At 44.3% G+C, this 12,165-nt stretch carries 11 protein-coding genes and 1 pseudogene; 9 read left to right on the top strand and 3 right to left on the bottom strand.

What is annotated here, in order from left to right; all coding sequences use genetic code 11:
* The first annotated feature begins 130 nt into the window (after positions 1–130).
* Positions 131–658 (top strand): SRPBCC domain-containing protein, encoded by a 528-nt coding sequence (locus HOP45_RS18640; RefSeq protein ID WP_181350897.1) that lies wholly within the window; start codon positions 131–133, stop codon positions 656–658.
* Between the two features lie 62 nt (positions 659–720).
* Here the strand turns inward: HOP45_RS18640 and HOP45_RS18635 are convergent, their stop codons facing one another.
* Together HOP45_RS18635 and HOP45_RS18630 are read right to left on the bottom strand one after the other, a co-directional pair.
* Positions 721–1,083 carry a DNA-binding transcriptional response regulator gene (locus HOP45_RS18635; protein ID WP_181350896.1) on the bottom strand — a complete coding sequence of 121 codons (363 nt, stop codon included), beginning with the start codon at positions 1,081–1,083 and terminating at the stop codon, positions 721–723.
* A 178-nt stretch (positions 1,084–1,261) separates the two neighbouring features.
* Positions 1,262–2,356: an NAD(P)/FAD-dependent oxidoreductase gene (locus HOP45_RS18630; RefSeq protein ID WP_181350895.1), complete on the bottom strand. Its 1,095-nt coding sequence runs from the start codon at positions 2,354–2,356 to the stop codon at positions 1,262–1,264.
* A 153-nt stretch (positions 2,357–2,509) separates the two neighbouring features.
* On the opposite strand from HOP45_RS18630, the gene HOP45_RS18625 reads away from it, so the two are divergent.
* Positions 2,510–3,580 carry an AbrB family transcriptional regulator gene (locus tag HOP45_RS18625; RefSeq protein WP_181350894.1) on the top strand — a complete coding sequence of 357 codons (1,071 nt, stop codon included), beginning with the start codon at positions 2,510–2,512 and terminating at the stop codon, positions 3,578–3,580.
* A gap of 90 nt (positions 3,581–3,670) precedes the next feature.
* Here the strand turns inward: HOP45_RS18625 and HOP45_RS18620 are convergent, their stop codons facing one another.
* The gene (locus HOP45_RS18620) at positions 3,671–5,824 is read right to left on the bottom strand and encodes an HYR domain-containing protein (protein WP_181350893.1); all 2,154 of its coding nucleotides are present in this window, start codon (positions 5,822–5,824) and stop codon (positions 3,671–3,673) included.
* A 230-nt stretch (positions 5,825–6,054) separates the two neighbouring features.
* Between HOP45_RS18620 and HOP45_RS18615 the strand changes: the two are divergent.
* The 7 genes and pseudogenes from HOP45_RS18615 to HOP45_RS18585 all read left to right on the top strand — a co-directional run bounded on the left by HOP45_RS18615 (position 6,055) and on the right by HOP45_RS18585 (position 12,143).
* Positions 6,055–7,712 (top strand): annotated as a pseudogene (locus HOP45_RS18615) (M3 family oligoendopeptidase).
* Between the two features lie 105 nt (positions 7,713–7,817).
* Positions 7,818–8,249, top strand: coding sequence for a cytidine deaminase (locus HOP45_RS18610; RefSeq protein ID WP_181350892.1), 432 nt, complete (start codon positions 7,818–7,820; stop codon positions 8,247–8,249).
* A gap of 98 nt (positions 8,250–8,347) precedes the next feature.
* Positions 8,348–8,956 (top strand): metallophosphoesterase family protein, encoded by a 609-nt coding sequence (locus tag HOP45_RS18605; RefSeq protein ID WP_181350891.1) that lies wholly within the window; start codon positions 8,348–8,350, stop codon positions 8,954–8,956.
* 15 nt (positions 8,957–8,971) lie between these two features.
* Positions 8,972–9,469, top strand: a complete 498-nt coding sequence (locus HOP45_RS18600; protein WP_181350890.1) for a DinB family protein — start codon at positions 8,972–8,974, stop codon at positions 9,467–9,469.
* A 226-nt stretch (positions 9,470–9,695) separates the two neighbouring features.
* Positions 9,696–10,463 carry a MerR family transcriptional regulator gene (locus HOP45_RS18595; RefSeq protein WP_181350889.1) on the top strand — a complete coding sequence of 256 codons (768 nt, stop codon included), beginning with the start codon at positions 9,696–9,698 and terminating at the stop codon, positions 10,461–10,463.
* On the top strand, positions 10,460–11,386 hold the full coding sequence (locus tag HOP45_RS18590; protein WP_181350888.1) for an ABC transporter ATP-binding protein: 927 nt from the start codon (positions 10,460–10,462) through the stop codon (positions 11,384–11,386). The genes HOP45_RS18595 and HOP45_RS18590 overlap by 4 nt, the downstream gene beginning before the upstream one ends.
* Positions 11,379–12,143, top strand: a complete 765-nt coding sequence (locus HOP45_RS18585) for a hypothetical protein (protein WP_181350887.1) — start codon at positions 11,379–11,381, stop codon at positions 12,141–12,143. The genes HOP45_RS18590 and HOP45_RS18585 overlap by 8 nt, the downstream gene beginning before the upstream one ends.
* Positions 12,144–12,165 lie beyond the last annotated feature (22 nt).

Genomic DNA, 12,165 nt, shown 5'->3' with positions numbered 1-12,165 from the left:
GGGGTTCAAGGAGCGCGTATGGACATAGTTTTATAACGCCACACTTCCTTGAATTTAGTATGGTAAACTTAAAATAATACCGGAAAAGGAGGATCGCGCTCTATTTAATTTAATAGGAGGAGGAAACCAAATGCCGGAAAACAAACACGACACGGGTGTACAGTCTCATGTAGAAGGGCGGACTCTCGTAATGGAGAGAGTTTTTAATGCGCCAAGAGATCTTGTGTTCGAGGCTTATGCTAAGTCTGAGCATCTAGAGAATTGGTGGGGTCCAAAAGGTTGGGAAACGGAGAATATTCAATTCGAGTTTAAGCCGAATGGTGTCTGGCACTATTGTATGCGTTGTACGGACAAGGAACAGGGAGATTTTTTCGGTCAGGAAGCTTGCGGAAAAGCGATTTATCATGACATTATTTCTCCTGAAAAGATTGTCTGCACCGATGTTTTCTGTGATAAGGAAGGCAATGTTTTTGAAGAAATGCCTGAGGTAGTAGTAACGATGAACTTTAACGAAGACTCTGGCAAGACGATTCTCGTGACACGCAGTCAGTTTGAAACAGAGGCTGATCTCCACAAAGTTAAAGAAATGGGCGTGGTTGAAGGTACGGCTTCTCAATTTGAATGTCTGGATGCTTATTTACGCTCGCTCCAATCATGATGAAAGGGCAGTGCAGAACAAAAAAAGAGACGATCATGTCGAGTAAAGATCGTCTCTTTTTTTTAATGGTTATCGTTCGCTCCCTGAAGTGCATGGTGGATTGTAGACATGAGACCGGGGTAGAGGGGTTTCAAGAGGAATCCTTTGACGTTATAATTCATAGACGTTTTGATGAGCTCATCGTCGTGGCGATGGAGTATAAGGATAACGCCTGTTTCTCTTGCGACACTATTTAGATATCCCAACATAGAGAAGCATGAATCATCTAGTAGAATAAGGTTGATGTGTTGATTTGCAATAATGTGTCTGATATCAGAGCCATCAATATTATCACATTGAACGTAGACGTTATGATCACTCAAAGTACGCTGTAATGAGTTAGTCTCGGGTAGATTATCAGAAATCAATAAAATGCGCGGTTTCATGATGGATCCTCCTTTCATCCCTACAGAACAAACAAGTCTGCCAGCATAAATACATGATCATCGGGATGTCATAGTGAAATGGAGGATGGCAGGACCAAACTACTTCACATGGCATGTTAACGCCCTTATATTCATGCTAACAGAGAAAGAATGCAAATAAAACCAAACAGCAGCAGAGTCAAGTGGATTTTCGGCTGAACGGGTGGATAATACGACTGATCAGTTTAAGTACATTCATATTCGGTTCGGTTATGGCATTTTCTACAGCTTTAATTCGAAGAGATTTTGTGACGAGATCCAGTTGATGGTTGCTTAGGCGTTCTATGGCGCGTCGGAGCGTCAGTGAATCATGGTAATCTTGATACAATGACTGAGTAAGCTCTTCATATTGACCCAATCCGCACATATCCTGAGCTGCATAGATGCCACTCAAAATTGAACCGGTTTGGCCGAAGCCTAAGAACGGCGTAATAGCACCAAAACAGTTCCCCACAAAGAACGTATTGCCGATGCGAGGATAAGCTGACTTTCCTACGATGTAATCTTTTATTGAGAATGCATCTTCAATTACGATGGTCTGATTAAGTGTTTCTGAGGCGTGTGCTAAGGTTGCTTTCCACAATTTATCTGGATCCTGCTTTAATGTATCTTCGTACTGCGGATACACGACGACTAGCGTTCCCTGCGATTCAGAATGGGGAAGTAAGTAGGCCATGCCTTTTGGAGCAAAGGTCGTGTCAAACCACGTGTGAACCTCATTGCGTTTGAAATCCCCGCTCACGATTGCACCCGCGAACGTGGATTTAAATGCCGTATCGAAAGGCTGGAACTTTTCTGTATCCATAGGATCACCTGTTGCGACTACCACGTGTGTGTAGGCTTTGGCAACCTCCTCATAGCTCACATGCTGGTTGTAATGAATCTTACTATGAACCAGTTGTTCGGCCAGTTGTTTCTCGTAAGCTTCCGGATGATCCCCGCGCATATTAATAAATCCTAATTTTCCTTCCACAAAGGAAGACGCATGAGGGGAGTGGACATGGATTTTTTGAACGGAGCTGGTTGGCTTCAGATGAATGTCATGATGTTCTGAAAAGAACTGCACGACATCATTGATAGGTGCATGGAGAACGGGTGTCATCAATTCGGCGATTCTTAACTTGAAGCCGATGGTTTTACTTTGTTCAAATATATCAGCAGAGTGTCCGTGCTTTTCTAATGTTAGAGCGCAAGATAGTCCGGCTAGCCCTGCTCCGATTATGGCGATGTTCATAGATGCTCCCTCCTTCATTTTATTTTTCCGGTAAGTGAACGATTTTATTCTTGAAGATAAATGATCTCAAACGTTTGCGCTCGAATTATGATTGAGATTGAACTATCATGGTATATGTTTAATAAATAAACAGACTCAAAGGTGCTGGACATAATGAAAAAATTTCTATTAATTGCTGCTGCCTTTATGGGCGGCTTTCTATTTGATTGGGTTAATATTCCGGCAGGTTGGCTGTTAGGGGCTATGCTTGTGGGAGCATTTTATCGTTTGATGATCGCAGATATCACGTATCCCCCTATTCTCTTTGATCTCGCACTCGCCGTGATTGGCGTGAGCATTGGTCTGACCATCAGGATGTCGATGTTTCAGGAAGTGGGAGGTTATTTGCTGCCATTGGCCATATCGATGGTGATCTTGTTGGCCGCAGGCTGGGTACTGGGCAAACTGCTCTATAAGTATTCAAACCTCGATGCCAAGACGGCGCTATTTTGCTGTTTACCAGCAGGGGCGTCGGTTATGATGGCGCTAAGCAGAGAATACAAAGCCAATTTAGGGATGGTGGCAGCCTTCCAAACGGTCAGAATTATGATGTTGGTTTCCACAATTCCTATTGTTGCTGGCTTCATGATTTCATTTCTGAACACGAAGGACGTGCACAGCTCGACGCCAGGAGCTGAAACAGAAGCTTCCATTCCTATGGTGGGGGCCGTGCTTTGTTATGGCATCCTGACTGCTCTAACTTTGCTCTTGGCAAAAAAGTGGCACATTCCTATTGCTGCTTTTTTATACGCCATTGTGCTCGGGTTTCTAGTTCACACGTTTGTGCTGGCACTTCCTCCGATGCCGAATCTGGGCGTCGGGATAGGAATGGCAATGCTCGGTGTCATTATCGGTGTGCGGTTTGATCGAGGCTCATTAGCGGATATAAGAAGGGTCGGGTGGACGAGTCTGGTTATTCTGCTCGCTTTTTTCCTCCTGACTTTCCTTGTAACGGCTATCTTTTACCTTTTGACGCCGCTTGACTTTATTACAAGCTTACTTGCGGTCGTACCCGCCGGAGCACCGCAAATGGCATCAGTCGCATCCTCGCTTGACTTGGACGCCAGTATCGTCGCGGCTATGCAAGTCATTCGTCTTCTCGTATTGGTACTAGTCACCCCGATCCTTGTTCCGTTTTTGGTTTCAAACGACTCGCGCGATGAAACACAAGGCGATACGGTATAAGGCATGAGAAAAAGGAACTTCCGATATAGGAAGTTCCTGAACATGTTGAAATTATAGTTTGAATGCGTTCGCTGGCGTTATGTGTCAACGTCAGAATTCCCTTACTATAAAACAGTCTCCTGCTGTAACGCTTGCTATAATGGAGGTTCCTTCCGGATAACACAGTTCCACTTCATCTATGGTGTCGATTGTAACTTCGAATTCACAAATCAAACGGTTGTTGCACGTGTACTTGATCAGGATCGGTACAGAGAATTGGATGGGGACGGTCCCGAATCCTGGTCTTCCCGGAGCCGGCCTGATGTCATCGAGTATGGTGAAGGTGGAGGCGTTCGGCAGCACGTCACAGCTGGAAGTCACGTCGTTGCCTTCATTTTGGCAGCTTAGAATTTGAATAATACATGCATCAGGTACTGAGACGGTGCGTAATGATTCGGTGCAAAATACTACCCAATCGTAGACTCTTTGGGCGCGGATACATTCCATCGATTGTTGAGCGTTCGTTGTTTCTAGATCGGATTGCGTATCATTGACTTGAATGTCCAGATTCGCCTCCGCTACTACCTGCACGTCCTTTGACAGCGTCAGGTCAAGCTCTAATGACAGTGGACTCCGTTCTATAACAGTGATGTCAAAGGAGCACGAGCTCATATTGCCTGCTGAATCTTCCGCCATACACGTGACCGCGGTAACACCCAGGGGGAAGAAAGACCCTGAAGGAGGGGAGCAGGTGTGGGTGACGACAGGGCAATTATCCGATACAGTAGGGTCAGGATAGGTAACCACCGTTCCTGCTTCACCCGGCGTGACACCGACCTGGATATCTTCAGGACAATGAATCGTTGGAGCTTCTGTATCTTCAACAATGACGAAAAAACTGCACGTGGCGGAATCCCCGCTTGTATTAGTTGTTGAGCACGTTACTTCTGTCATGCCGACTGGGAATGTCTGCTCTTCTGCTAACGTGACCATTTGCAGGGGCGGGGAAATGGTTTCTGTTCTGCCATTACATGAAATTTCAGTAATGCCACAATCATTGCTTCTGGCTACCACTTCGTATGAAACGAGGGCTGAACATTCCCCAGGATCATTTGCTACGGTAATATCATCCGGACACGTTATATTCGGATTGCAAACTGCTGCTGGTTCTGTCAGCCAAGGCGTGTAGTCCACGTTCCCGACCGTCGTATCACCCCCTGGTGTATTCGGTCCATCCTCACTACCCCACCAATTGTTTTCTGCATCCAGTGGTGGTGCTGCCATCGAGTTATAAAAAAGGCCGCCATCCGGGTTATTAAAGATATTATTACCATTGACCCTGACGTTGGTTGGCACATTGCCTGCTTTGCCTACTCTAATTCCATATGTGGTATGGGGACCGTCCCCATTGTCATGGATGCAGTTATTAATAATGGTGATGTTATCGGTCTGCCCGTCGAGGAAAAGGGCGCCGTTTGTCCCACGACTATCGTAAATCTCATTTCCCTCTACCAACGTGTCACTCATAATGACAACGATACCATCTTCGTTGATATTATAAATGATATTGTTACGAATGATGCCGCCGGGAAGGTTTTCGTCTACACCCGTATCATCACCCAGTTTAATGCCATCGTCAGATACCATGGCGGTCATATCGTAGAGAATATTGTATTCAATGATTGAATTGGTTGCCTGGTAGAGAGCGATACCGGCATCAGTGGAGCGGATGGCATGCAGCTCATTATAACTGATGGTATTGTTATCCGAGCCACAACAAATGTTAATGCCATCCCCGGCTGTATCATAGATATGATTGTAACTAATTGCTCCTTCCTCGATTCTGCGTAGTTGAACGCCTTCATCTCCTGCGCCGTGGATAATGTTATAAATAACATGAGGACGTAGCTTGATAGGCGTTAGTGCATTAGGAGAATCAACCAGATCACCTGTGCCATTTCTGATTTCAAAGCCATTTATCGTTACATCATTCGCGGTAATCCTGAAAATCCTCGTTAAGTTGGAAAGGGTGCCATCGACAATCGCTTCCGTGGTGGGGTCTCCTGGAATGCGTGTGGTCATACAATTCGGCCGAGGATCGACATCGGCTTGAGGACCGAGGATCGATACAGATTTGTTCGCCATTATCGTTGCAGTCGGACTATATAAACCTGCTGCCACATTCACGGTACCGCCTGCATCGACCGCATTAATCCCCTCTTGAATTGTTGCATATTCACTTGGTACAAATACTTCGCTAGGCATGATATCCTCCTTTCTCTTTTTTGAGTACGCAGGAAGGCATGAACATTTCTAATAGTATTATTCAAGTGAATGATAATTGTATAGGCAATGAATACCTAATATAGAAGGGAATTTTAGCCGGTTTATCGAATTGATAATCAACACCATTTTTAGATATGTAATACCAGTTCAACTAAAAAGGAGATTTCTCAGTGGGTTAAGTCTATAAAGAAACGTACGATTTCAGTAATGTGGCAACAGTAGAGGACCAGTTTCACTATTTATTAGCGCAGGAACCCTCTTCGCCAGAAGCTTTCGTTTCCTGGTTGAAAGAAGTTTCGCAATTCTATGATGCGATTGAAGAAGCGACTACAGGGCACTACATAGATTTCCAGGCTTTTAATCAAGATGAAGCGGCTAAACGTATCTTTGAATATGATCAGGAAAAGATTGAGCCGCTCGTGAAACGGTATCAATCCCAACTTGACGAAAAGATTTTCCGTTCTCCACTAAAGGATGAACTTGACGAAGCGGAGTACGGACGGTTTCTGGCAAGCAAACAAAATGCGTTAGAGCTGTATAATGAAGCCAACGTCGCCCTTGAAGTTGAAGAGGATAAATTGGCGACGCGTTATTTTGAGATCACCGGTAATCTTACTGCAGATTGGGACGGGGAAGAAAAAACGATTATCCAGCTGTTTCCGTATTTAGAGGATCCTGACCAAGCAATTCGAAAGCAAGCTTTTACATTGATCTTCGATGCTCTGTTGAACGTGCAGGCTGACCTGCAAGACATCATGGATCAGCTCTTATCCGTAAGAGAAAAGAAAGCGCGAAATAGTCAATTACCTAATTACCGTGATTACATGTTCAAAAAATACGAGCGATTTGACTACACTCCCGATGATGTAAACAGCTCGCCGAATCGATACGCCTTCACGTCCTGCCTGCAGCTAAACGTATCGACGAACAGAAGCAAGCCGAATTGGGGCTGGCTGAACTGCGGCCATTTGATACGAAGGCCGTACCGGCGGATAAACGGCCGTTGAAGCCGTTTGACAGCATCGAAGAATTGGTGGAAAAGGCGTCATCCGTGTTAGGTGAGCTTGACCCCCGATTTGCTGAATTAGTCTTACAGTTGAATGAACGCAGGATGCTTGATTTAGAAAGCAGAAAAAACAAGTCGCCTGGGGGGTTTTGTACACCGCTGCCAGTGTCAGAGCTCTCTTTCATATTTATGAATGCGTCCCATACGCATGATGATATGCTCACGCTGCTCCATGAAATGGGGCACTGCATTCATAATGATTATAAAAGCGGTATTGAGCTTTCCTATTACAGGGAAACGCCAATGGAGTCGTCAGAACTGGCCAGTATGACGATGGAACTGCTCACGATGGATTACTGGCATCATATCTATCCTGATCAGGAGGATATAAAACGTGCGAAACGAGACCTTCTGAAAGATATCATCAGCTTTCTTCCTGAGGGGATCAAGGTGGACCAGTTTCAGCATTGGATGTATGAAAACCCAGGCCACACCCAAGAAGAGCGCATGGAGAAATATTTAGAAATATGCGAACGACTCGACCCTGGCGTCGTGAACTGGGACGGTTATGAAGAAGCGAGAAAAGCGGAATGGTTGTTTATCCTTCATATATTTGAAGTGCCATTCTATTACATTGAATATGTCATCGCCCAACTTGGGGCATTGCAAATGTATAAGCAGTATAAGCAAGACCCAGAAGCCGCCTTAAAGAATTACAAACGTGCATTGTCATTAGGGAATAAACAGTCATTGCAAGAAGTATACAAAGCAGCCGGCATCAAATTTGATTTCTCTCCCGCGATGATCAAAGAATTGATAGCGTTCATACAAGACGAAATAGAAGAGATAGAGCACGCATGACAGGAGAGGAACTTGTTCAAACGTTTGTTTAATAGCTGGGGGTAGCTTGAGAGTGACAATGAAAGAGAATATAGACAAGGATGGCAGCTGAAAGAGGTGGAATGGATGTTAAAAACAAAACCGTTAGATGAAAAAGATACGGAATTAATTAAACAAGCAGAAGCAATCATTGAACAGAATTACTCGTATGGCCGTCATCACATCGGGGCCGCCGTAAGAACGAAGACAGGCAACGTGTATGCTGCTGTGCACGTCGAGGCAAATGTCGGGAGGATTACGGTATGCAGCGAGGCGATGGCACTTGGAAAATCGATATCAGAAGGCGATCATGATTTTGAAACGATTGTAGCTGTCGCTCATCCTCACCCCCACGAAGATATCGACCACTGCTGGGTAGTCGCTCCTTGTGGCATGTGCCGGGAACTGATCAGTGACTATGGCAAGGATACCGACGTCATCCTTCTCCACAACGACGCATTAGTGAAGTGTAACGTACTCGAGTTGCTCCCGGAAAAGTATACAAGCGACCTGGATTAAGGGGCCATTACAGTTGATAGAGATGTGGCAACGCCTGTTATAATGGCAGAGCCGTTCAATACGAAATAAACTGACACATTTGAGAGGAGGTTTCATCAGTGCGTTATCTTGTTATTTCCGATATCCATGGAGAAATTCACAAATTAGAAGCTGTGCTCGATAAAGCCGCTTATAGGCCGGATGAGGATCAACTCATTCTGCTGGGGGATTATGTGGACAGGGGGCCACAATCTCGAGAAGTGGTTGCCAAAGTCAAGCAGTTAGTCGAAGAAGACGGAGCGATCGCCATTAAAGGCAACCATGATGATTTGTTCATCCGTTCCAAGTATGATGAACAGGCTATGGAGCTTTGGGAAATCAATGGAGCTGCCAGCACCCTTAAATCATACGAAGGGAATTATGAAGAGCTGAAGGAGCATCAGGAATGGCTGGAACATAACCTGCTCCTGTATTATGAGACAGACGAGTATATTTTCGTTCATGCCGGCTTACTGCCAAATAAACCGTTAGCCGAACAAGAGGAGGCCACAATGCTGTGGACGCGTCATTCCGATAAGATCGGGCTAGGCAAGACCGTCATTCACGGGCACACGCCCGTCCGCGACATTTCTTACTACGAGGATCAAATCGATATCGATACAGGCGCCGTTTACGGGGGGAAACTCACACTGTTGGAACTGCCCACTCATGAGGTATACACGGCCTAATCTGGAGGTGAATAAATGGATGTACTGAAAGCGCAATATGATTTAGTCAAATACACGAGAGAACAATTGTTTCGGTTTTGCGAAGGAATTGACGAGCAGGATTATACGAAAGAAATCGCCGGATTCGGCTGGGGCTCGATTCGCAACTTGCACGGCCATGTTGCTGAGTGCTACCAGTCTTGGCTCGGGAGATTCGGCTTGAAGGATGCCAGTCTGCCGCGTGATTCAAGCCATATCGTTCATGTTAAAGAGATGAGAGCGTTGTTTACCGAGGTTGATGCGTTAGTGGATCGTTTCTTCGCAGCATATGACGGAGCGTATCAAACTGAAATTAGCGGCACCGTTTCCTGGCAGGAAGCTGAAGAGTCGCTCTCTGTCTTATGGCTCATGACCCACACCATCACCCATGAATTTCACCACAAAGGCCAGATTGTTTCCATGGCACGCCAGCTCGGCTATGAACCGATTGACACTGACCTTCTGACACCCTCTGATTTAAACCAGCTCTTCTGAGGCTTGGTTTGCTCGTGATTTGAACATTCACCTTTTTAATAGCTCATGAATCAATACTGAGTATCCGCTTTCTTTTTACACATAATAAAACGGAATTGATGGTTATTCTAAGCCTTGTTATCCCCTTCAACGTTTTAATTGAAGCAGATATCAGGGCTTTTTAATGATAGAAAAAGCTTGCAGATGACGTTACGTAACGTGGTTTAATGATGTAAGAGGTGAGGATATGTCTGAAAAACTCTATACCGTGGGTGAGCTCGCTGAATTATCAGGATCGACCATAAGAACCATTCAATATTACGATAAAATCGGTTTACTCGTGGCCAAGCGCGAAAATAATCTAAGGTACTATACCCAACATGATTTGTTAACCCTGCAGCAAATTCTTTTTTATAAAAAATTGGGGCTTCCTTTAAAAGAGATAAAAAACCATCTGGTCAATTCAAATAATAAAAGCGCTATAAAAAATGCATTAAAGACCCAATCCAATATCCTTTTTCAAAAAGAGATGGAAATCAAAATGAATATTGCGATTATTGAAGCTATAGTCGCCACAATGGATTCGGAGAGCTCAAATTTTGATCTGGGAGAGGTCATAAAAATTGCGCTAAAACTGAATAAAGAGACGATTTTTGATTATTCCAACGTGTCCTTTGATCAAAAAACCTCGGACCTCTTTAAAGAAAAGAACGTGAACGAAAAAGAGATTATTGAAGTGTATTGGCTTTGGAAAAAGCTTGTTTTAGAGGCCGCTTATCATAAGATAAATGCCCTGCATTATAAAAGTGATACGGGTTACCAGTTCGGAAAAAAGTGGCATGAATTTATCGGAAGAGCGACTGACCATGATCCCGAAATGATTGAAGCCTATACCAGCGGTCTTGAACAACGCCACCAATGGCCTGAAGAGGATCTATTTCTATTCCATTTTTGTAACGATTTTATTGAAGGGGCACATCACTATTATTGTGAAAAAACAGGTGATCAGCAATGATACAACTGAACAATTTGACGAAAAAATATGACGGGAAGACAGTCGTTGATCACTTGGATGTAACATTTAAACCGGGGGTGGTGACTGGATTCTTAGGCCCTAATGGGTCCGGTAAATCTACGACAATGAAAATGATGATTTCACTCGTACGCCCGACGTTTGGAGACGTTTCGTTTGATGGCGAAACATACGCTTCTTTCACACGTCCCATACAGAAAATTGGGGCCTTAATTGACCCCGCTGCTATGGATGTGAACCTAACAGCACGGCAACATCTTAACTTAATTTCTACAGCTGCGAATCTTGAAAAAGGCAGAGTTGAGAAATTGTTAAACAAAGCAGGGTTAGCAAAAGTGCAAAACCATAAAATCAAGTCCTTCTCATTAGGTATGAAACAGCGGTTAGGTGTAGCTTCCGCTTTGCTCAGTGACCCCGATACAATCATATTTGATGAACCATTTAATGGGCTGGATGTAGACGGGATAAAATGGCTGAGGACTTTACTTAAGCAGCTTGCTGAGGAAGGGAAAACGGTCATCGTATCGAGTCACTTGATGAGTGAAATCGAAGCTGTGGCCGACCGTATCATTATCATAGCCCAAGGGAAGCTGCTAGCTGATATGACGGTTGAGGAAATGAACCAAAAAAGTTTAAGTTCTTATGTCTATGTTGAAGCAGATGATCTGGCTGAGATCGCACAGGTTTTAAAGGAACATCATGCGGATGTGATTCAACTGAATGAGGGGTTAGAGGTCCGACACTTAAATGCAAAAGAAATAGGGCGGTTAGCACATGAGCATCGCATTGCTCTCCATCAACTCAAAAACGTTCAACCAACATTAGAACATTTATTTACAGAAATTACAGAAGGAAAGGTTGATTATAAAGCTTCGGACCTAGAGGGAGTTGATGAAAATGGTTAATCTCATCAAAGCTGATTTAAAAAAGATTGTTTTCCTTGCGAGCTATCGGAATTATTTAATAACGACTTTTATATTAAGCGTCGTATTAGGTTTAACATTTGTATTTACCATTGGCGTGACTCAAGGAAAAGAGCTGACAGAACTACGAGAGCTAGAAGTCCTGGATATTTCATTGCTGGGCATGGATGTAGCGGCCATCATGTTGATTGTGTTTTCAGCGCGTTTTATTTCTGCTGATTTTTCGCAGGGTTCTATTCATACCGCTTTGGCGATTATGCCGCTCCGGCAAAAGTTTTACCTTGCAAAAGTCCTGTTTATCACCGCTGTGTCAATCATTTTGTGTATCACTTTAACACTATCCATCGTGGTAATGGACCAGCTCATTCTCCTGGGAAATGACATGCATGCCTTGTCACTAGGGGGCCAGGCGGTACTGTTGAAGCTGTTCGGGACTGCTGTTATGCCGTTATTCTATAGTCTATTAAGTATAGCCGGCACATTTTACTTGCGATCAATGGCAGGGGGAGTCACATTTGCAATCGGTATCATGTTTCTGCCAGCATTCGTTGATCTGTTCCCCACGCAAGTTACAGGAAACGTGTTAATGGCGTTACCAGAAAGGTCCTTGCATACCATCGCTGACATGAGTGTGGGGCAATTCAATGGTCAGATGGTAAGTGCCGGATCGATCTTGTTGGCATGGCTCATCGTTACCAATGCAGGAGGGATGATGAAACTGAATAAAACGGATTTCTAAATAACTAATCGGGTCTGTTTCC

It is taken from the genome of Thalassobacillus sp. CUG 92003 (assembly GCF_013618635.1).
Lineage (GTDB): Bacteria > Bacillota > Bacilli > Bacillales > Halobacillaceae > CUG-92003.
Note: the sequence above shows the minus strand (reverse complement) of the source record. Positions and strands in the feature narration are given on the sequence as shown.

Bases quoted from the DNA above. Each gene is read 5' to 3' on its own strand.
- HOP45_RS18640 (WP_181350897.1), top strand. From the start codon at position 131: ATGCCGGAAAACAAACACGACACGGGTGTACAGTCTCATGTAGAAGGG.
- HOP45_RS18635 (WP_181350896.1), bottom strand. From the start codon at position 1,083: ATGAAACCGCGCATTTTATTGATTTCTGATAATCTACCCGAGACTAAC.
- HOP45_RS18630 (WP_181350895.1), bottom strand. From the start codon at position 2,356: ATGAACATCGCCATAATCGGAGCAGGGCTAGCCGGACTATCTTGCGCT.
- HOP45_RS18625 (WP_181350894.1), top strand. From the start codon at position 2,510: ATGAAAAAATTTCTATTAATTGCTGCTGCCTTTATGGGCGGCTTTCTA.
- HOP45_RS18620 (WP_181350893.1), bottom strand. From the start codon at position 5,824: ATGCCTAGCGAAGTATTTGTACCAAGTGAATATGCAACAATTCAAGAG.
- HOP45_RS18610 (WP_181350892.1), top strand. From the start codon at position 7,818: ATGTTAAAAACAAAACCGTTAGATGAAAAAGATACGGAATTAATTAAA.
- HOP45_RS18600 (WP_181350890.1), top strand. From the start codon at position 8,972: ATGGATGTACTGAAAGCGCAATATGATTTAGTCAAATACACGAGAGAA.
- HOP45_RS18595 (WP_181350889.1), top strand. From the start codon at position 9,696: ATGTCTGAAAAACTCTATACCGTGGGTGAGCTCGCTGAATTATCAGGA.
- HOP45_RS18590 (WP_181350888.1), top strand. From the start codon at position 10,460: ATGATACAACTGAACAATTTGACGAAAAAATATGACGGGAAGACAGTC.
- HOP45_RS18585 (WP_181350887.1), top strand. From the start codon at position 11,379: ATGGTTAATCTCATCAAAGCTGATTTAAAAAAGATTGTTTTCCTTGCG.